The sequence below is a fragment of the Stenotrophomonas sp. YJH_SMC_14-1 genome, assembly GCF_059372275.1.
Window position 1 is genome coordinate 658,429 of the sequence record NZ_JCAFVK010000002.1, and the last position, 18,937, is coordinate 677,365.

At 66.2% G+C, this 18,937-nt stretch carries 16 protein-coding genes; 7 read left to right on the plus strand and 9 right to left on the minus strand.

What is annotated here, in order from left to right; all coding sequences use genetic code 11:
• Positions 1 to 238: 238 nt before the first annotated feature.
• From AC5P9P_RS08000 to mtgA, 3 genes are read right to left on the minus strand one after another with little or no spacing between them, the layout of a single operon-like run.
• Positions 239 to 670 (minus strand): CBS domain-containing protein, encoded by a 432-nt coding sequence (locus tag AC5P9P_RS08000; RefSeq protein WP_033834030.1) that lies wholly within the window; start codon positions 668 to 670, stop codon positions 239 to 241.
• On the minus strand, positions 630 to 1,649 hold the full coding sequence (locus tag AC5P9P_RS08005; RefSeq protein WP_012481027.1) for a glycosyltransferase family 2 protein: 1,020 nt from the start codon (positions 1,647 to 1,649) through the stop codon (positions 630 to 632). Before AC5P9P_RS08005 ends, AC5P9P_RS08000 begins: the two co-directional genes overlap by 41 nt.
• 46 nt (positions 1,650 to 1,695) lie before the next feature.
• Complete coding sequence (gene mtgA / locus AC5P9P_RS08010; RefSeq protein WP_005410686.1) at positions 1,696 to 2,445, minus strand: monofunctional biosynthetic peptidoglycan transglycosylase; 750 nt, start codon at positions 2,443 to 2,445, stop codon at positions 1,696 to 1,698.
• Positions 2,446 to 2,522: 77 nt separating this feature from the next.
• On the opposite strand from mtgA, the gene hslO reads away from it, so the two are divergent.
• Both hslO and AC5P9P_RS08020 read left to right on the plus strand, forming a co-directional pair.
• Positions 2,523 to 3,416, plus strand: coding sequence for an Hsp33 family molecular chaperone HslO (hslO, locus tag AC5P9P_RS08015; RefSeq protein ID WP_005414237.1), 894 nt, complete (start codon positions 2,523 to 2,525; stop codon positions 3,414 to 3,416).
• A 149-nt stretch (positions 3,417 to 3,565) separates the two neighbouring features.
• Positions 3,566 to 4,378 (plus strand): XOO1806 family protein, encoded by an 813-nt coding sequence (locus tag AC5P9P_RS08020; RefSeq protein ID WP_024956328.1) that lies wholly within the window; start codon positions 3,566 to 3,568, stop codon positions 4,376 to 4,378.
• Between the two features lie 219 nt (positions 4,379 to 4,597).
• Here AC5P9P_RS08020 and AC5P9P_RS08025 read toward each other — a convergent pair whose 3' ends face one another.
• Together AC5P9P_RS08025 and AC5P9P_RS08030 are read right to left on the minus strand one after the other, a co-directional pair.
• Positions 4,598 to 7,555: a TonB-dependent receptor domain-containing protein gene (locus AC5P9P_RS08025; RefSeq protein ID WP_033834033.1), complete on the minus strand. Its 2,958-nt coding sequence runs from the start codon at positions 7,553 to 7,555 to the stop codon at positions 4,598 to 4,600.
• 230 nt (positions 7,556 to 7,785) lie between these two features.
• On the minus strand, positions 7,786 to 8,385 hold the full coding sequence (locus AC5P9P_RS08030; protein ID WP_005410690.1) for a TetR/AcrR family transcriptional regulator: 600 nt from the start codon (positions 8,383 to 8,385) through the stop codon (positions 7,786 to 7,788).
• Positions 8,386 to 8,526: 141 nt separating this feature from the next.
• On the opposite strand from AC5P9P_RS08030, the gene AC5P9P_RS08035 reads away from it, so the two are divergent.
• The 3 genes from AC5P9P_RS08035 (at position 8,527) to AC5P9P_RS08045 (ending at position 12,462) form a co-directional block, all read left to right on the plus strand.
• A complete protein-coding gene (locus AC5P9P_RS08035; protein WP_049452908.1) occupies positions 8,527 to 9,444 on the plus strand; it encodes an alpha/beta fold hydrolase in 918 nt (305 codons plus the stop codon).
• The gene (locus tag AC5P9P_RS08040) at positions 9,441 to 11,918 is read left to right on the plus strand and encodes an acyl-CoA dehydrogenase (RefSeq protein WP_005410692.1); all 2,478 of its coding nucleotides are present in this window, start codon (positions 9,441 to 9,443) and stop codon (positions 11,916 to 11,918) included. Before AC5P9P_RS08035 ends, AC5P9P_RS08040 begins: the two co-directional genes overlap by 4 nt.
• 76 nt (positions 11,919 to 11,994) lie before the next feature.
• Positions 11,995 to 12,462 (plus strand): hotdog fold domain-containing protein, encoded by a 468-nt coding sequence (locus AC5P9P_RS08045; protein WP_005410693.1) that lies wholly within the window; start codon positions 11,995 to 11,997, stop codon positions 12,460 to 12,462.
• A 500-nt stretch (positions 12,463 to 12,962) separates the two neighbouring features.
• Here AC5P9P_RS08045 and AC5P9P_RS08050 read toward each other — a convergent pair whose 3' ends face one another.
• Positions 12,963 to 13,313, minus strand: coding sequence for a DUF1304 domain-containing protein (locus AC5P9P_RS08050; protein WP_111189609.1), 351 nt, complete (start codon positions 13,311 to 13,313; stop codon positions 12,963 to 12,965).
• 42 nt (positions 13,314 to 13,355) lie between these two features.
• Positions 13,356 to 14,645, minus strand: a complete 1,290-nt coding sequence (locus AC5P9P_RS08055; RefSeq protein WP_172958442.1) for an NTP/NDP exchange transporter — start codon at positions 14,643 to 14,645, stop codon at positions 13,356 to 13,358.
• 324 nt (positions 14,646 to 14,969) lie between these two features.
• Between AC5P9P_RS08055 and AC5P9P_RS08060 the strand changes: the two genes are divergently transcribed.
• Positions 14,970 to 16,370 (plus strand): serine hydrolase domain-containing protein, encoded by a 1,401-nt coding sequence (locus AC5P9P_RS08060; protein ID WP_005410697.1) that lies wholly within the window; start codon positions 14,970 to 14,972, stop codon positions 16,368 to 16,370.
• Between the two features lie 99 nt (positions 16,371 to 16,469).
• Here AC5P9P_RS08060 and AC5P9P_RS08065 read toward each other — a convergent pair whose 3' ends face one another.
• Positions 16,470 to 17,228, minus strand: a complete 759-nt coding sequence (locus AC5P9P_RS08065) for an SDR family NAD(P)-dependent oxidoreductase (protein ID WP_076739152.1) — start codon at positions 17,226 to 17,228, stop codon at positions 16,470 to 16,472.
• A gap of 114 nt (positions 17,229 to 17,342) precedes the next feature.
• Here AC5P9P_RS08065 and AC5P9P_RS08070 point away from each other — a divergent pair, with 114 nt between their 5' ends.
• Positions 17,343 to 18,236, plus strand: coding sequence for a LysR substrate-binding domain-containing protein (locus AC5P9P_RS08070; protein ID WP_164133463.1), 894 nt, complete (start codon positions 17,343 to 17,345; stop codon positions 18,234 to 18,236).
• A 119-nt stretch (positions 18,237 to 18,355) separates the two neighbouring features.
• Here the strand turns inward: AC5P9P_RS08070 and AC5P9P_RS08075 are convergent, their stop codons facing one another.
• Positions 18,356 to 18,850, minus strand: a complete 495-nt coding sequence (locus AC5P9P_RS08075) for a hypothetical protein (RefSeq protein WP_049402545.1) — start codon at positions 18,848 to 18,850, stop codon at positions 18,356 to 18,358.
• Positions 18,851 to 18,937: the final 87 nt, after the last annotated feature.

Below are 18,937 nucleotides of genomic sequence, written 5' to 3' on the forward strand. Positions count from 1 at the left end.
GGCACCGCGCATGTACGCACCGCGCTGGCAGAAATGTGTCCAGAGGCGGAGGGTGCGGCTGGGCAGGACCGTTGGCGCCATGGATGGCGCCATCGAGCCCCATGGATGGGTTTACGGCGTGTCCTGCCCAGCCGCACCCTCCGCCTCCCAACGTATCAGGAAGGCGCTGCTGTGGCTTTGGCTGTGGCTCTGGCTTCGAAAAGCGGGCCGGCGGGCCGCAGGCCCGCCAGCGAAAAACTCATCCCGCCACGATGTACTGCTGCAGCTGATCCAGCTCCCTGCGCTGCGCATCGATCACCGACTTCACCAGGTCGCCAATGGAAATCACCCCCAGCACCTGCACGCCCTCCACCACCGGCAGGTGGCGGATGCGGTAGTCGGTCACCAGCTGCAGGCAATGCTCCACCTGTTCGCCCGGCGACACCGTCACCACCTGCGTCGTCATGATCTCGGCCACCGCCGTATCGCGCGAAGAACGATCACGCAACACGATCTTGCGCGCGTAATCGCGCTCCGAAAGGATCCCGACCAACCGCGGCCCGTCCATCACCAGGACCGCGCCAATGCCCTTTTCCGCCATCAACCGGATCGCATCGATCACCGCCGCATCCGGCGCGACCGCATGTACTTCAGGAGACTTGCCGTCCAACAGTTGCCGTACCGTGGTCATCTGCCTGCCCTCCGAGGGTGGGTTGCAGGGCCGAGTCTGCCACGGCGGATGCTAGCCACGCGTCAACCAGGTACAACGGCCGCTGCTTGGACTCTTCGTACAGGCGCCCCAGGTACTCACCGATCAGGCCCAGCGCGATCAACTGCACCCCGCCCAGGAACAGGATCACCGCCATCATCGTCGGCCAGCCCGCCACCCGGTCGCCGTACAGCGCGGCCTTGACGATCACCCACATGCCGAACACGAAGGCCACCGCCGCGGTTGCCAGCCCCAGGTAGGTCGCCGCGCGCAGAGGCACGGTCGAGAACCCGGTAATGCCTTCCAGGGCGAAGTTCCACAGCCGCCACAGGCTGAACTTGCTGGTGCCGGCCACGCGTGCGTGGCGGTGATAGGGCACCGCCACGCGCTTGAAACCCACCCAGCTGAAAAGCCCCTTCATGAAACGATGGCGCTCACGCATCTCGCGCAGCGCACTCAGCGCGCGTGGTGACAGCAGGCGGAAATCCCCGGTATCGGCCGGGATCGGCGTACGCGAAAGGCGCCCCATCACGCGGTAGAAGATCGCCGCCGTGGCACGCTTGATCCAGGCCTCGCCATCGCGCGCCAGGCGCGTGCCATAGACGTTGTCATGGCCCTCGCGCCAGCGCGCGACGAACTGCGGCACAATCTCCGGCGGGTCCTGGCCATCGGCATCCAGGATCATCGCCGCCCCTTCGCGCACCAGGTCCAGGCCAGCGGTCAGTGCGGCTTCCTTGCCGAAATTGCGCGACAGCTTCAGCGCGGAGACCCGCGCGTCGGATTGGGCCAGGCGGGCGATCACCTCCCAGGTCCCGTCATGGCTGCCGTCGTCCACGTACAGAATGTGGCCGTCGATGTCGGGCAGCGCGTCGAGCACCGCGCACAACCGCGGATGCAGCAACGGCAGTGCCAGGGCCTCGTTGTAGGCGGCGATGACGAAAGTGAGCCGTTCGCGGGTCATGCCCGGATTGTACGTTGCCGCCGGCCGTAGATCAGGCGGCGCGCGCTCACTCTTCCGAAAGGTACGCGGCCCCGCCCAGCTGCCGTGCCTGCCGCTGGATCCAGGCGGCGCGCCGCTGCACGTACGGCCCTGGCTTTGCGGCGTTGTAGCGCCGCGGTGCCGGCAGCACCGCCGCCAACCGCGCGCTATCGGCCGGGCTCAACCTGGCCGCGTCCTTGCCCCAGAACTTCTGCGCCGCCGCCTGAGCTCCGTACACGCCATCACCGAACTCGGCGATGTTGGCGTACATCTCCAGGATGCGCTCCTTTGGCCACAGCGCTTCGATCAGCACGGTGTACCAGACCTCCAGCCCCTTGCGGATCCAGCTGCGGCCCTGCCAGAGGAACAGGTTCTTGGCCACCTGCTGGCTGATCGTGCTGGCGCCACGCAGTCGCCCGCCCTTGGCATTGTGGTCGCGGGCCTTCTCGATGGCCTGCAGGTCGAAGCCGTTGTGGTCGGGGAAACGCTGGTCCTCGGCGGCCACCAGCGAAATCGGCAGGCTCGGCGCCATCTGGTCAAGGTCGCGCCACTGGTAATGCAGGCGATAGGACCAATCGGCCTCGCCCAGCGCCTCGCCATAGCGCCACAGCATCACCATGGACACGGGCGGGTCGATGAACCGCAGCACCAGGACCTGCAGGCAGCTGAAAGCAGCCAGCAGCACCGGCAGCCACAGCAGCCGTTTCCAGCGCCAGCGCCTGCGGCGCGGGCCTTCTACGACAGCTTCCACCTTGTGCTGCTCTCCCCCTGCCCCCATTACTGGTGCATCCTTCTTCTATCTGGTTGTCGGCGCATTATCCGGCAACTGCCCCCGTTTACGCGCGATGTGAGCCGATGACCGCCAACTCCGATTCCCTGATCCGCTTCCTGCTCCCCGACGCCGGCGTCCGCGGCGTCCACGTGCGCCTGCAGGCTACCTGGCAGGAGATCCTGTCCCACGCCGAGTACCCGGATACCGCCGCCGAACTGCTCGGCGAGGCCTGCGTGGCCTCGGCGCTGTTCACCGGCCATACCAAGATCGATGGACGCCTGTCGATCCAGCTGCGCAGCAGCACTGCCCTGCGCACCCTGTTCGCCGAATGCACCGCCGCCGGCACCCTGCGCGGCATCGCCCAGCTCAGCGAAGGCGGCGACGCGCCGCGCGACCTGTCCAGCCTGGGCGATGACGCGATCCTCGCCATCACCATCGAGAACCCCGGCCTGGACCCGCGTGAACCACAGCGCTACCAGAGCCTGGTCGGACTGACCGCGCCGGAACTGGACGAGGCCTTCGAGGACTACTTCCGCCAGTCCGAGCAGCTGCCGACCCGCCTGCTGCTGGCGGCCGACCGCAATGGTGCCGCCGGCCTGCTGCTGCAGAAGCTGCCGGGCGACGAGGGCGACGAGGACGGCTGGGCGCGCGCCAGCGCCCTGTTCGAGACCCTGGGCAAGGCTGAACTGCTGGCCACCCCGGCCGAGCAGCTGCTGCACCGCCTGTTCCACGAAGAGAAGCCGGCGCTGATGGGCGAAAAGCCGCTGTCCTTTGCCTGCTCCTGTTCCCGCGAGCGGGTGGCGGCGATGCTGCAGTCGCTGGGTGAGGAAGAGGCCCGTGCAGCGGCTGCAGACACCGGCGCCGTCGAGGTCCGTTGCGAATTCTGCGGGCGTGAGTATCACTTTCCATTGACGGAGTTCGGCATACTGTTCCACGGCGCCCAGGGGGCTGTACCGGCGCCTGAACGGCTTCAATGAACGGCAGTCTTGTACCTGGGGAGGATCAAGGCTTGTTAAGAATTCATAAACACCCTAGGATCAAGTTCCCGTCCCCACGGGAACTTCCGTTGTCCGTCCCTGTCTGAACTGGTCCGATGCGTACCTTCCTGCGTCTACCGCTGGCCATGATGATCGCCCTTGGCGCGATCACGGGCGTGCATGCGCAGAGCAAGGACACCCGCACCGTGCTGCCGGTATGGAACAAGGGCAGCGGCAAGGTCGAGGCCCTGCTGTACCTGGAGCCGACCGGTGAGCAGGCGGCCGGGGCGCGCTGGCATTTCGGCCGCAACTCGCTGGATGCGGCCTTTGGCCTGTCCTCCGGCGATTCGCTGGGCCTGCTCTGCAGCAGCAGCGGGACCAGCATGAGCGGCCTGGCCAGCCACTGCATGCTGGCCAGCCTCGGCGACGAGGACGACCTCAACAGCCGGCGTTTCACCGGCACCGCCGCATTGAACCGTGGCAGCAGCCGCCTCGGCATCACCGCCGGCACCGGCCGTGAAACCCTGCCGGCATGGCTGGCAGGCCCGAACAAGACCCCTTCGCTGCGCGCCGAGCAGAATGACCTGACCGTGTTCGCGCAGAAGAACATCGGCCGCGAAGGCTTCGTGTCCATCGCCGGCACCTACGCCAAGGCCCGCCTGGTGCCGCTGGCCGACGCCTCGCCGGCCATTGCCGACCGCTGGGACAGCAAGAGCCTGAGCATCGGCGCCGGCTACGGCAATTTCACCGGCAGCATCATCGGCCGCGTCATCGACGTGCCCGGCAAGCCCGGCAAGTGGGAAGGCCTGGGTATCGGCCTGACCTGGCGCACGCCATGGTCCGGCCAGCTCACCGTGGGCGCCGAGAACGTGATCAGCCGCGGCAAGAATCCGTTCTCGCCACGCAACGAAAGCAACGACGACGGCACCGTGCCGTACGTGCGCTACGAGCAGGACCTGTAAGCTCCCTGCTGCCTCACCGCGACGTTTCCGCGCGCGCTCCCTTCGCCCATCCCCGTAATGACACCTCGCCGCCACCACGCGGCGATGCGCAAGCGCCTGTGCGCGGCCTGGTCCAGCACGGCTGCGCAAAGGCCTGCGCCATCAAGCCTGGCTGCCCCATGAAAAAAGCCACGCCCCTTTCGGGGCGTGGCCATGTCACACATACATATTACGCCGCGATCAGAAGCGCTGGGTGTACTTCATGTACAGGAAGCGACCGATGTCGAAGCCACCGTAGTAGGAGACGTTCGCGCTCGGCTGGCTGTACATGGTCGGGCCCACGCGGCCGAACACGTTGTTGGCACCCACGGCCACGGTCGCATTCCACGGTGCGTTCCAGCGCAGCTGGACGTCGTTGAATACGGTCGCGCCACGCTGGTTGGTCGCGCTGCCCACCGCCACGCCCTGGTTGTTCGGCGAAGCGTAGTTCGGCAGGTTGCACTCTTCCGGGAACGTCACGGCACTCAGGCACGCTTCCTTCATGCCGGAGAAGTAACGGACGGTCCAGCTGGCGCCGAAGTCACCCATTTCCCAACCCAGGTTCAGGTTCGAACGCACGCGGAAGGCGTAGCCAGCCCAGCCCACGCCGGTGCGGGGGTTCGGGTGGGTGACCGCGTTCTTGGTGGTGACCAGGTCATCACGCGAGGTGTAGGTGCTGGTCCACTGCGCGCTAAAGTTGCCGAAACGATCGGTCGGCAGGCGGTAGCTGACATCCAGGTCGAAGCCTTCCACCTCGCGGTAACCGGCGTTGATGCCGGTGCGCTTGAGGTTGTTGACGATGCCGGTCACCGGGTCACGCGTGAACGCCGAGCAGCGTGCCGCGATGTCGTTGATGTAGCAGTCGTTGAGGATCAGGTTGGCCGTGTCCGAGATGATGGTGTTCTCGACGCGGATTTCCCACCAGTCCAGCGACATGTTGAAGTTCTGGATGAAACCCGGGCTCCAGACGAAGCCCAGGGTCTTGGACGTCGAGGTTTCCGGGGTCAGCTGGTCGTTGGAGCCGGAGACGAAGGCCAGCGGGGTCTGCGACGATGCAGCGGTGGTCGGGGTGAAGCCCTGCTGCTGCTGGCGGAAGTTGGCTGCATTTACGCCGGCCGGCAGTGCGGCGGCGCAACGGGCACGCACCGCAGGATTGGTGCGCGCCGCACCGTAGACCGAATCGCACGGATCGGTGAAGAAGTCGAACGACTGCGAACCGCCGCTGTACAGGTCGGCGATGGTCGGGGCACGGAAGCCTTCCGCCCAGGTACCGCGGATGAGCAGCGAGTCGATCGGCTTCCACTTGAAGCCGAACTTGCTGTTCAGCGTGGTGCCGAAGGTGTCGTAGTCCGAATGGCGGGTGGCCGCGTTGAGGCTCAGCTCGCGGGCGCCCGGCAGGTCGGCCAGGATCGGCACGTTGAACTCGGCATAGACTTCGTCAACCTTGTAGCCACCACCGGTGGGGAAGTTGGCCAGGCCGGAGGTGTTGCCCGACTGCACCAGCGCGTCCGGGCTGAAGCTGCCGGTTTCCTTGCGGTGCTCGACACCCACGGCGAAGCCCAGGTCGCCGGCAGGCAGGGTGAACAGGCTGCCGGCCAGGTTGGCGGTGATGACCTTGGTGGTGGTCTCGGCGGTGGAGTGCGCGGACGGGAACAGCAGGTTCTGCAGGGCGGTGTTGCCGGTCAATGCGCCGTTGGCACCGTTGCTCTGGATGCCGGCATGCAGGAACGGGTTGTACGGCACGCACTGGTTCAGCCCGATCGGGTTGGCCACGGTACCGCACTGCGCCACGCCGCTGCTGTTGATGAAGGACGGACCCACCGCCGCACGCAGCGCGGTCAGGTTGAGGTCGCCGGTGCTGGTCTGGACCAGCTTGTTGTTGTTGTACAGGTAGCCGACATCCCAGTCGAACAGGCGGTCGGAGAACTCGAAGCTGCCTTCCAGGCCGCCGCTGAAGCGGAAGGTGGTCAGCTCGGCGCGGGTGTTGCGCGGCACTTCCGAAGTACGACGCCACCAGTTGGCGATGTCAGCACCCAGCGGATTGAACACACTGCTGGCCGAAATCGGCGAACCGAAGGCCAGTGCGCCGTACGGGTAGCCGGCGATCTGGCGGTTCGAATCGCGGAAGCTGTACAGCATGTTGGTGCGCAGGCGCACGTTGTCGGTCAGGTCGTAGATGCCATCGACGAACACTGCACGGCGTTCCTGCGGGGTACGCAGGTCGGTCTGCAGGTTGGTGTTGGTCTTGTCCTTGGTGGAGAAGCTGTTGACGTTCTGCGCGACGTAGTCGGCCTTGTTGTTCGCGTTGCCACCCTCACGCAGGATCACGCGCACTTCGCGGTTCGGGTTGGATGCGCTGGCGGCCGGATAGGTGACGCCCGGCAGGCCATCGGCCGGACGGCTGACGAAACCGCCGAACTCACCGACGGTGGTCCAACCGAAGTCCGGGTGGTTGGAGCTGCGCGGGAACGCACCGTACGGACGATCGGCCGCCCGCACCTTGTCTTCCTTGGCGTACTCGGCACCGATGGTCAGCGAACCGCGCTCACCCTTCACGCCCATGGTGAAGTCCATGGTGCGGGTGGCACCGTCGCCTTCACTGTACTGGCCGTAGTAGACGCTGCCGGTGGCGCCTTCGAAGTTGGTACGGGTGATGATGTTGATGACGCCGGCGATGGCATCGGAACCGTAGATCGACGAAGCGCCGTCCTTCAGCACTTCGATGCGCTCGATGGCCGAGACCGGCACGGTCGAGATGTCCTGCAGGCCACCGGTGGTGATGCCCAGGCGCTTGCCGTTGAGCAGCACCAGGGTGCGGGTGGCGCCCAGGTCACGCAGGCTGATGTAGGTGCCGCCGACGGCTTCGCCCGAGGACAGCGGCTGGGCACGGCTGATCGGCGGCGTACCCACGGCGCTGATGTTCTGCAGGATGTCAGCGACCGACGAGAAACCCTGCTTCTCGATGTCAGCGCGGTTGAGGGTCAGGACCGGCTGGGCGGTTTCGACGTCGACGGTACGGATGCGCGAACCGGTGACTTCGATGCGGTCCAGGTTGGTGGCGGTCTGGGCAGACGCCACCCCGGTACCGGCAACGGATGCGGCGCTGGCGGCCAGCGCAACGCACACTGCATCGCGCAGCTTGTTGCTGTTCAACTTCATGGGCTCTCTCTCCATGGATCTTGGGTTGTGTGCTGAGTCCAACCGACGTGCCCCAAAAGGGAGGCACAAAAAACGGCTGGTGACCCGATAGTAGCCACACTTGATCTGGAATTAAAGAGTCGTTAAGAAAATGCCCAAATCGCGTGAAACCAGCCTCACCACGACATACGTTGGCGCATTGAGGTCGCCTGCAAGGCGCATTCGGCACTTGCAGGGCGCCATTCTCCCATTCAGCTGGGAATGAGCGTCTCGATCAGATGCTCGACATAGGCCTCGAAATCCTCGCGGGCCTGCTTGGGTTGCTGCAGCTGCAGCGACAGCTGCAGGAAGCCGACGTAGGCGGCATAGGCCAGGCGCGCGCGATGCCGTGCATCGGTGGAGCTGAGCCCGGCCTGGCGGAACGAAGCAACCAGGTAGTCGAGCCGGCGCTGCGAAACGCGGTCGATCACCGGGCGCACCATCGGGTGGTCCAGCGCCTTCAGCAGTTCGCTGTAGATGATGTGCGGCTGCACTTCGTGCGCCACCATCTGGAACAGCTGGCGCAGGCGCACGCGCGGATCCGGCACGTCCTCCAGGCTGCCGAACACCTGTTCCTGTTCGAACAGTTCCCAGCGTTCCAGCGCCGCCTGCAGCAGTGCATCACGCGAGGGGAAGTGCCAGTAGAAACTGCCCTTGGTCACGCCCAGGCGCCGCGCCAACGGTTCCACCGCGACGGCCCCCACACCTTGTTCAGCAATCAGATCGAGAGCGGCCTGGGCCCAGTCTTCGGCACTCAGGCGGCTGTTGCGGCCGGCGCGCGGTTCGCCGGCGGAAGCGTCAGGTTGATTCATGGGCTGATTTAACCATACGCCGGGGTTCGTTGCAGTACGCGGTTGCGGCCGAAACCGTCGCGACGCCCGCCTGGGCACCTGCCGCAGCGCACCATACCGTGCAGTATTGACTTCCCTCACAAGCGATCCATACTAGCAAGTATGGTTACGTCCCCTACTCCCGCTGCGTTCCATGATCTTCGCCTGGAGGCCGCCCATGGCGCACGCCTGGCCGCAACCGCCAGCGACCACGGTCGCCGTGGCCGCGTGTTGTTCGCGCATGGCTTCGGCCAGACCCGGCGCGCATGGAACGCGACCGCGCGGGCCCTGTCTGCGGCGGGGCTGCAGACGCTGGCCTACGACGCCCGTGGCCACGGCGATTCGGACTGGAATTCTGCCGAACTGCCCTATCACGGCGAGCAGTTCGCTGATGACCTGATCGTGCTGGCCGGGGAACAGCCACGCCCGCCGGTGCTGGTCGCAGCCTCGATGGGCGGCCTGTTCGGCCTGCTGGCCGAATCGCGCTGGCCGGGCCTGTTCTCGGCGATGGTGCTGGTGGACATCACCCCGCGTTGGGATACCGCCGGTGTTGAACGCATCCTGGCCTTCATGACCGCCCATCCCGACGGCTTTGCCTCGCTCACCCAGGCCGCCGATGTGATCTCGGCCTACATGCCGCACCGTCCGCGCAAATCCGAGCAGTCGCTGCGCGCACTGCTGCGCGAGGACGGCCACGGCCGCTGGCGTTGGCACTGGGACCCGCGCCTGGTGGCCGAACTGGCGCGCGACAGCGAGCAGCACCAGGATGCGCTGGCCGAGGCCGCACGCCAGGTGAAGTGCCCGCTGCTGCTGGTCAGCGGCGGCCGAAGCGACCTGGTCACGCCACAGACCGTGGCCGAATTCCTGGCGTTGGCACCGCACGCGCGTCATGTACAGCTGCCGCAGGCCACGCACATGGTCGCCGGCGATGACAACGACGCCTTTACCGCTACTGTGTTGGACTATCTGGACGTGTTGCCCGCAGCGGATGCTGCAGCTTCGTCCGCCACAAACGAGCACGTCACCGGAGCACGCTCATGAGCATCGTTCTTCCCTTCCTCGCCCTGCTGCTGGCAGGCGCGTTCGTCGCCTACCACCGCATGCGGCTGGTTACCTGGACGCTGATCAGCGTGGCCCTGCTGGTCGCCTGCTGGTTCATTCCCTACGTCAACCAGACCGCCACGATCGTGGCTGCCGCCGTATTGGCCGTCATCGCCGTGCCGCTGCTGCTGCCGTTCATCCGCAAGCCGCTGCTGACCGGCCCGATGATGAAGGTGTTCCGCAAGGTGCTGCCGCCGCTGTCGCAGACCGAGCGCATCGCGCTGGAAACCGGCTCGGTTGGCTTCGAGGGCGAACTGTTCACCGGTGATCCGGACTGGAACATCCTGCTCAATTACCCCAAGCCGCAGCTGACCGCCGAAGAACAGGCCTTCCTCGATGGCCCGGTCGAAGAGCTGTGCACGATGGTCAACGACTGGGAAATCACCCACGTCCACGCTGACCTGCCGCCGGAGCTGTGGGCCTTCATCAAGAAGAACAAGTTCTTCGGCATGATCATCCCGAAGGAATATGGCGGCCTGGGCTTCTCTGCGCTGGCCCACCACAAGGTGATCCAGAAGCTGGCCTCGGTGTCCTCGGTGGTCAGCTCCACCGTCGGTGTGCCCAACTCGCTGGGCCCGGGTGAACTGCTGGTGCATTACGGCACCCAGGAACAGAAGGACCAGTACCTGCCACGCCTGGCCGATGGCCGCGAAGTGCCCTGCTTCGGCCTGACCGGTCCGTTCGCCGGCTCCGACGCCACCTCGATTCCGGACTACGGCATCGTCTGCAGGGGCGAGTGGAACGGCGAGCAGGTGCTCGGCGTCAAGCTGACCTTCGACAAGCGTTACATCACCCTGGCCCCGGTCGCTTCGCTGATCGGCCTGGCCTTCCGCATGTACGACCCGGATGGCCTGATCGGCGACACCCGCGACATCGGCATCACCCTGGGCCTGCTGCCGCGCGACACCGCCGGCGTTGAAATCGGCCGTCGCCACTTCCCGCTGAACTCGACGTTCCAGAACGGCCCGATCCGCGGCAAGGACGTGTTCATTCCGCTGACCCAGCTGATCGGTGGCGCGGCCATGGCCGGCAAGGGCTGGAACATGCTCAACGAGTGCCTGGCCGTGGGCCGCTCGATCACCCTGCCGTCCACCGCCAGTGGCGGAGCCAAGGCCGGTGCCGCCGTGACCGGCGCCTATGCACGCATCCGCAAGCAGTTCGGCCTGTCGGTCGGCCGCTTCGAAGGCGTGGAAGAAGCGCTGGCCCGCATCGGCGGCAAGGCGTACAAGATCAGCGCGCTGTCGCAGGCCACCGCTGCTGCAGTCGACCGTGGTGACGTGCCGTCGGTACCGTCGGCCATCGCCAAGTACCACTGCACCACCATGAGCCGCGAAGTGATCTCGGACATGATGGACGTGATCGGCGGCAAGGGCATCATCCTGGGGCCGCGCAACTTCGCCGGCCGCAGCTGGCAGGCCGCGCCGATCGCGATCACCGTGGAAGGCGCCAACATCATGACCCGCAGCCTGCTGATCTTCGGCCAGGGTGCGATCCTCTGCCACCCGTGGGTACTGAAGGAAATGAAGGCCGCGCAGGATCCGGATACCCGTGCCGGCCTGCAGGACTTCGACCGCAGCCTGTTCGGCCACATCCGCTTCGGCATCTCCAATGCCGTGCGCTCGTTCTGGTTTGGCCTGACCGGCGCGCGCTTCGGCGCCGCCCCGGGTGACGCCTACACCCGCCGCTACTTCCGCAAGCTGGACCGTTACTCGGCCAACCTGGCGCTGATGGCCGACATCTCGATGATGACCCTCGGCGGCAAGCTGAAGTTCAAGGAATCGCTGTCCGGCCGCCTGGGCGACGTGCTGAGCCACGTCTACATGACCAGCGCCATGCTCAAGCGCTACCACGACGAGGGCGCACCGCAGGCCGACCAGCCGCTGCTGGCCTGGGCCTTCCATGACAGCGTGCACAAGATCGAGGAATCGCTGTCGGCGGCCCTGCGCAACTTCCCGATCCGCCCGATCGGCTGGCTGATGTGGGCGCTGATCTTCCCGCTGGGCCGTCGTGCCGAGGCCCCGGGCGACCGCCTGAGCCGCCGCGTCGCCGCCCTGCTGATGGCGCCGAACGAAGCCCGCGACCGCTTGGCCAGTGGCGTGTTCCTGACCCCGTGCGAGAACAACCCGGGTGGCCGCATCAACAGCTACCTGAGCAAGGCGATCATGGCCGAGCCGGTGGAGCGCAAGTTCCTGAAGGCGCTGAAGAGCAAGGGCATCGAGGCGCTGGACTTCAAGAGCCAGCTGGACGAAGCCGTGGCCGAGGGCGTGATCACCCAGGACGAGCGCAGCCTGCTGGAAGAGCTGCGCACGCTGACTCTGGATACGATCACCGTGGACGACTTCGACACCCACGAACTGCGCGCGGCCAGCTACTACGACCGCCAGCACAAGGATCCGCATTCGCAGGCCGCCTGATCGCCCGCGATACGCGTTGCCTTCGACGGCGGGCCTCGGCCCGCCGTCGCTCTATCCGACGACCGGAACACCGACCATGTCCACGCCTCTGCTCTCGCTCTACCACCGGCTGCAACGCTGGCCTGCCGGCACCTGGCTGTTCTCGCGCGCGGTCTGCTTCAAGGCGCCCTACTTCGCCAGCATCGCGCCGCGCATCACCCGCCTGGAACACGGCCGCTGCGAAGGCACGCTGGCCGACCGCCGCAGGGTGCGCAACCACATCGGCACGGTGCACGCGATCGCGATGTGCAACCTGGCCGAACTGACCGCCGGGCTGATGGTCGACGCCTCGCTGCCGAAGGGCATGCGCTGGATTCCGAAGGGGATGCAGGTGCAGTACCTGGCCAAGGCACGGGGCATGCTGCAGGCGGTGGCATTGCCGGCCCAGCCGATCGTGGCCGCTGCCGAGGGCTATGCACTGCCGGTGACGGTGAGTGTGCGCGACCGCGCGGGGACGGAGGTGTTCAGCGCGGTCATCGACATGTGGATGTCGCCGGCGAAGTAGTGTTCCCGCGAACGGCGCAGCTCCTCGTGGGTGGACGGTTGATCGCGGAAAGCCTTGGTTTGGCTGGGGGCGGTGAGTTCGCGGGGGACGCCGTGAACCCGTCCTTGGGGGCTTGGCCGCGGCATCCATGCCGCGGACACCCCCGCGAACTCACCGCCCCCAGCCTCTGACAGATTTCTGCGGCGTCCACCCACGCAAGAAAAAAATAAGAACAAAAGCAAAAGCGGCCCACTGGCCGCTTTTTTCGTGCGCGCAGAACCCACGAGCGCAGCGACCCGCTGTTGCTCTTGATCTTCTTTTTCTTCTCCGTGGGCTGGCCGCACACGGAACCTGTCCGGGGTCGGGCGGATGGGCTGGGCAGGGGTGTCCGCGGCATGGATGCCGCGGCCAAGCCCCCAGGGACGGGTTTACGGCGTCCCCTGCCCAGCCCATCCGCCCGGCAAGATCCACGACCCGCATTCCGCGACCAACCCACGAGGGGCTGCGCCGTTGGCTGGAAACTACGCCAGCGCGCGAAACACCAACGCCAGGATCGCCGGCACCGCCTGGATCATGAAAATGCGCCGGCTCACGCTGTACGCGCCATAGCACCCCGCCACCATCACACAGGCCAGCGAGAACGTCACCAGCACCGGCTGCCCGATCACCAGCCCCACCACGATGCCTGCTGCCAGGAAGCCGTTGTACAGGCCCTGGTTGGCCGCCAGCACCCGCGTGGTCTCCGCCTTCTCCGGCGTGTTGCGGAAGGTCTTCAGGCCCAGCGGGCGGGTCCACAGGAACATCTCCAGCACCAGGAAATAGACGTGCAGCAGGGCGACGAGCAACGTCAGGGTGAGTGCGATCCAGTACATGGGCAGTTCCTTGGACAGGGATGGGGATCGGGCCCCGGAAAATCAGCGGTCGCGCGGCAGTTTCTTTTCTTCGCGCAGTACACCGAACGCGGCTGCGGTCATGCACGCGGCCACCAGCATGCCGCCGATGAACACCACGTGCGAGCCGAACAATGACAGGCCCTTGTGCACCCAGGCAAAGCTCAGGTCCGCACCGCGGTAGACCACGGTGTCGATCGCTGCGCCGGCCTTGTAGCGCCACTGCCGGTCCACGCGCGTGTAGATGGTCTCGCGCGCCGGCTTGGCCAGTGCAAATTCGCTGGCGCGGGTCATCACCTGCACCACCGCGACCATCAACGGCATCGGCGAGGCTGCCAGCACCGAGAAGCCGATCAGGATCGCGAAACCGGGAATCAGCAGCGCCGGCGCGATGCCGTGGCGCGACAGCAGCCAGCGGGTCAGGCCTACCTGCATCAGCAGCGCCAGCGCGTTCACCGCCAGGTCGATGCGCGAGAAGAACGCGGTACTGGCCGCCGGGTCGGTGAACGCCGCGCGCACGATTGCAGCCTGCTGGTTGTAGAGCAGCGTCCCCACGCCCACGCCGAACACCACCATGATCGCCAGCCAGCGCAGCAACGGCTCGCGCACGATCAGTTTCAGGCCATCCAGCACACTGCCGCCCATCGGCTTCTCACCCGATACCAACTGCTGCTCCTGCTCGCGCAGCACCGCCCAGTGCCGCAGGCGCCAGATGCAGAACAAGCAGATCGCCAGGAAACCGGCCGACACCAGCATCAGGTTGGCGATGCCCACGCGCTGCACCAGCGCACTGGTGATGACCGGACCAAGGAAGGCACCGACGGTGCCCGCCGCGCCGATGTAGCCATAGAAGGCCCGGGCCTGCACATTGGAGAAGACATCGGCCATGAAACTCCAGAACACCGCCACTGCGAACAGGTTGAAGACGGTGATCCAGAAGAAGAAAGCCATGCCGCGGCCAGGCACGCCGCTGTCGAACATCATGTAGAAGCCAAGCAGGGTCACGATGAAGAACCCATACACCGCCGGCAGGAACACCCGTCGCGGGAAGCGGCTGACCAGCCAGCCGTACACCGGCTGCAGCACCAGCATGATCACGAACACACAGGAGAACAGGAACTGCAGGACGAAGTCCTTCAGCGCGATGCCGTGACCGGCGAACCAGGCAATCAGCATTGGCGGGAACACCGTTTCCAGGTCCGCCGAGGCGGCCATGGCTTCACGCACCGGACGCAGCACGTAGTAGCCGCTGAGCAGGCAGAAGAAGTACAGGAACGACCACCACAGCGCCGGGGACTCGCGCAGTGCCGCCATCAGCCCCTGCAGCGGGCCCTTCCCTCGTACCGCGCTCACGCGGCGTCCCTCGCCAGATGACGGCGGTTGGACAGCGGCATGGCAGGCTCCGGGGCGGTGAAGCGCGTACGTTATCCAATGCACTGCAACATCGCCAGCAGGTAGCCGTTTGAAGGCCGCAACGCGGTGTCATGACCGGGTCCGGATGACACGTTCCGATACACGCTTTCGAGGCGTCAAAATCCCAACTTTTTCAACGAGATGCGCATTCATCTTCGCTTTTTTTGTGCACAGAGGAAAAGCGGCGCTAGAATCGCCGTCAGCAGTCGCGCACGGGTCCCACCGATGAAAAAGAACAGCCTGCGTCGTCCGATCCGTTCGGCGGCCACCGGTTTGCTGGGCATGTTGATGCCCGTTGCCTTGTCCACCACCGCGCAGACCCCGCCGCCGTTGCCGCCGATGCCGGCCAACATCGAGTCCGCTGCGGCCACCGCCGTTGCCCACACCCAGCCGGCAGCCTACCGTACCGGGCTGGTGCCGCAGGTGCAGGCGCCCGCCGCAGGCTTCAACGTCGCCAATATCGAATCGATGGCGCAGCAGCTCACCTATGGCGAGCGCGTGCCGGGCATGGCCGTGGCCATCGTGCAGGGCGGCCGCATCCTCAGCGCGCGCGGCTATGGCGTCACTGACGTCAACAATCCGCTGCCGGTCGACGCCCACACCGTGTTCCGCCTGGCGTCGCTGTCCAAGGCCTTCGCCGGCACCATGGCCGGCCTGCTGGTCAACGACGGCACGCTGCGCTGGGACAGCAAGGTCACCGACTATGTGCCGGGCTTCCGCCTCAACTCGCCCGAAGCCACCGACCGCCTGACCGTGGCCGATGTGCTCAGCCACCGCGTCGGGCTGCCCTACAACGCCTACGACCGCGACATCGAAGGCAACGCCGAGTACTACGCGCTGACCCAGAAGCTGGCCAACACCAGCCTGAAGTGCCTGCCGGGCGACTGCTACGCCTACCAGAACGTGGCCTTCAGCCTGATCGGCGACGTCGTCTATGCCGCCTCCGGCAGCTTCTACGAGCAGTCGGTCGAGCGCCGCATCTTCAAGCCGCTGGGCATGAACGATGCCAGCCTCGGCCTGGCCGGCATCCAGGCCAGCTCGCGCTGGGCGCGTCCGCACGTGCGCAGCCGCAACGGCTGGGTGTCGCTGACACCGAAGCCGACCTACTACCGTGTTGCCCCGGCGGCTGGCGTCAACGCCAGCGCCAGCGACATGGCGCAGTGGCTGCTGGCGCACACCGGCCATCGCCCCGATGTGCTGCCGGCACCGCTGCTGGCCACCCTGCATTCGAGCCTGATCAACACTCCCGGCGAGATGCGTTCGGGCTGGCGCCGCGAGCGCCTGCACTCGGCCGGCTACGCGCTGGGCTGGCGCACCTTCGACTACGCCGGCCACGACGTGGTGTTCCATGCCGGTGCCGTACAGGGCTACCGCGGCCTGGTCGCGCTGGTGCCGGAACGCGATCTCGGCATCGCCATCATGTGGAATGGCGAGAGCGGCCTGCCCAGCGGCCTGCTGCCGACCGTGCTCGATTCCGCGCTCGGCCTGCCGGCACAGCGCTGGCTGGATGTGGACACCGACTTCGGCAGCGACAACCTGATGGCCGAAGGCGCGAGCCCGGCGCAGCAGGACAAGCGCAAGGGCAAGGGCGCTTCCAGCAACCGCGCGGTGGCGTCGCCGCGCTGATCAGGCGGGCGCGACCGTGAGCATGAAGGGCGGCCTGCAGGCCGCCCTTTTTGTTGGCTGTTGTGGAATCGAGCCGCGCTCGACTCTACAAACGGAGGGCTAATGCGCGAAGTAGTGCATGCCGCCGTCCACCGGAATCACTGCACCGGTGATGTAACCGGCCAGCGGCGAGGCGAGGAATGCCACCAGCGGCGCCACTTCTTCCGGCTCACCGAAGCGCCCGATCGGGATGTTACTGGCGATGAACGCGCGTCGGCTTTCCTCGGTGGGATGCAGGCGGTCCAGGATCTGCGGGCTGTTGATCCGACCCGGCGCAATGGCATTCACCGTGATGCCCTGCCCGGCCACCTCCGACGACAGCCCCTTGCTCCACAGATGCAGCGCTGCTTTCGCCGCGGTGGCGGCATTCACCGAACGGGGCTCCATCGAACCGCTGAAGTTGATCACCCGCCCCCATCCCTGCGCCTGCATCGCCGGCAGCAGTGCCTGGGTCAGCCGTCGTGCGGCAGAGAAGTTCAGCGCCAATGCCTCCTCCCAGATCGAGTCGGCTGCATCGACGGTCGTTGGCCGCGAACCGCCAGCCGCGTTGACCAGGATGTCCACCCGCTGCAACGCCGCCAGCGACGCGTCAGCAATGCGTCGCACGTCCCCGGCGTCAGTGACATCGCCCAGCAGGATGATCGGCGCGGGTGCGCCCGCCGCTTCGATCCCTGCCGCCAGCGCCTGCAGCGGTGCCTGCCGCCGTGACGAGATGGCAACACGTACGCCCTGCGCGGCCAGTTGCCTGGCGACAGCGGCACCGATGCCACTGCCCGCCCCGGTGACCAGCGCTGTGCGTCCCTCAAGATTCAAATCCATCGTGTTCTCCTTTCAGCACGGCCGGTGGATCCGGCCCCTGCAGTGCATGCTGTTTGATCACCCGTGATTGATAAACTCCGCAAAAGTTTCGGCATTCAACACCCGGAGTTTCAGATGAACCTGCTGGAAAGCATGCAGGTGTACGTGCTGATCGTGGACAAGGGCAGCCTCAGCGCTGCAGCGGCAGCACTGGCCATCTCCCCGACGATGACCGGCAAGCACCTGCGTGCGTTGGAGGCGCGGCTGGGCATGCAGTTGCTCAGTCGTACCACCCGGCGCCAGCACATGACGCCGTTCGGGGAGGACTACTACGCCCGCTGCCGGGAGATCCTGCGGCTGGTGGAGGAAACCGATGCTCAGGCCCAGTACCAGCACCTTGCACCCGCAGGCACGCTGCGCATCAGCGCGCCGGTGATCTTCGGCACGCATGCGCTGGTACCGGCGTTGGCCGATTACATGGCGCGCTACCCCGACGTGCGTGTCGACGCGGTGCTGACCGACCGCGTGGTCGACCTCGCAGAGGAGGGTTTCGAAGCAGCCCTGCGCATCGGCACGCTGGCCGACAGCAGCGTGCTGGTGGCGCGTGCATTGGCACCGTATCGCTTGATGATGTGCGCCTCGCCCGGATACCTCGCCCGGCACGGTACGCCCCCCGACCTGCTGGCGCTTGCCCGGCACCAATGCCTGTCCTTCGAACCCAGCGCGCTGGCGCAGTGGCTGCAGGCCGATGCTGGCGGGCTCGGCCACGTGCCCACAGGTCGGCTGCAGATCAACAACGGCGAAGCGCTGCGTACAGCGGCGCTGCATGGGCTGGGCATCGTGCTGCAATCGGCACTGCTTCTGGCCGCGGATGTCGAGGCTGGGCGGTTGGTGCAGCTGTTTCCCGAACACGGCCACGCGGGGCGGCCGATGCACGTGGTCTACGCCCACGACCGCTACCCCTCGACCCGCCTGCGCAGCTTCATCGATTTCCTGGTGGAGCGCTTTCCACCGGCGCCGCACCGCTAGCATCGACCGTCAGCAAGGCGGTCGAGCATGGCTCGACGCTGCCAATGGCCCCATAAAAAAACCCCCTCCCCGCTGGGCAGCCAGGGAAGGGGTTTCAGGATGCGGCTATCGGGAAGTACTTAGATCAGCGGCGCCGGGGTTGCCGGCAGAGCGACCGGAGCGGCCTTCTTCTTGCGGGCGGCCGGCTTGCGCTTGGCAACCTTCTTCGCTGCCTTCTTCGGGGCAGCCTTCTTGGTGGCCTTCTTCGCGGTCTTCTTCACTGCCTTCTTGGCGGTCTTCTTGACGGCCTTCTTGGCAGTCGCCTTCTTCGCGACCTTCTTGGCCGGCTTGCGGGCCGTTGCCTTCTTGGCAGTCTTCTTGGTGGCCTTCTTGGCTACCTTCTTCGCGGTCTTCTTGGCAGGAGACTTCTTGGCTACCTTCTTCGCCGCCTTCTTCACTGCCTTCTTCGCAGTGGCCTTCTTGGCGACCTTCTTCGCAGCCTTCTTCACTGCCTTCTTGGCGGTCGCCTTCTTCGCGACCTTCTTCACTGCCTTCTTGGCAGCGGCCTTCTTCGCGACCTTCTTCACCGCCTTCTTGGCGGCGGGCTTTTTCTTCGCAGCTTTCTTGGTTGCCATGGGATGGCTCCTCGTCAGTGATAGGGAGTTGAAACGCCCAGGTGGATCAAACCCGCGGATGCTGCGTGCGGGGACCGCCGGCGCGTC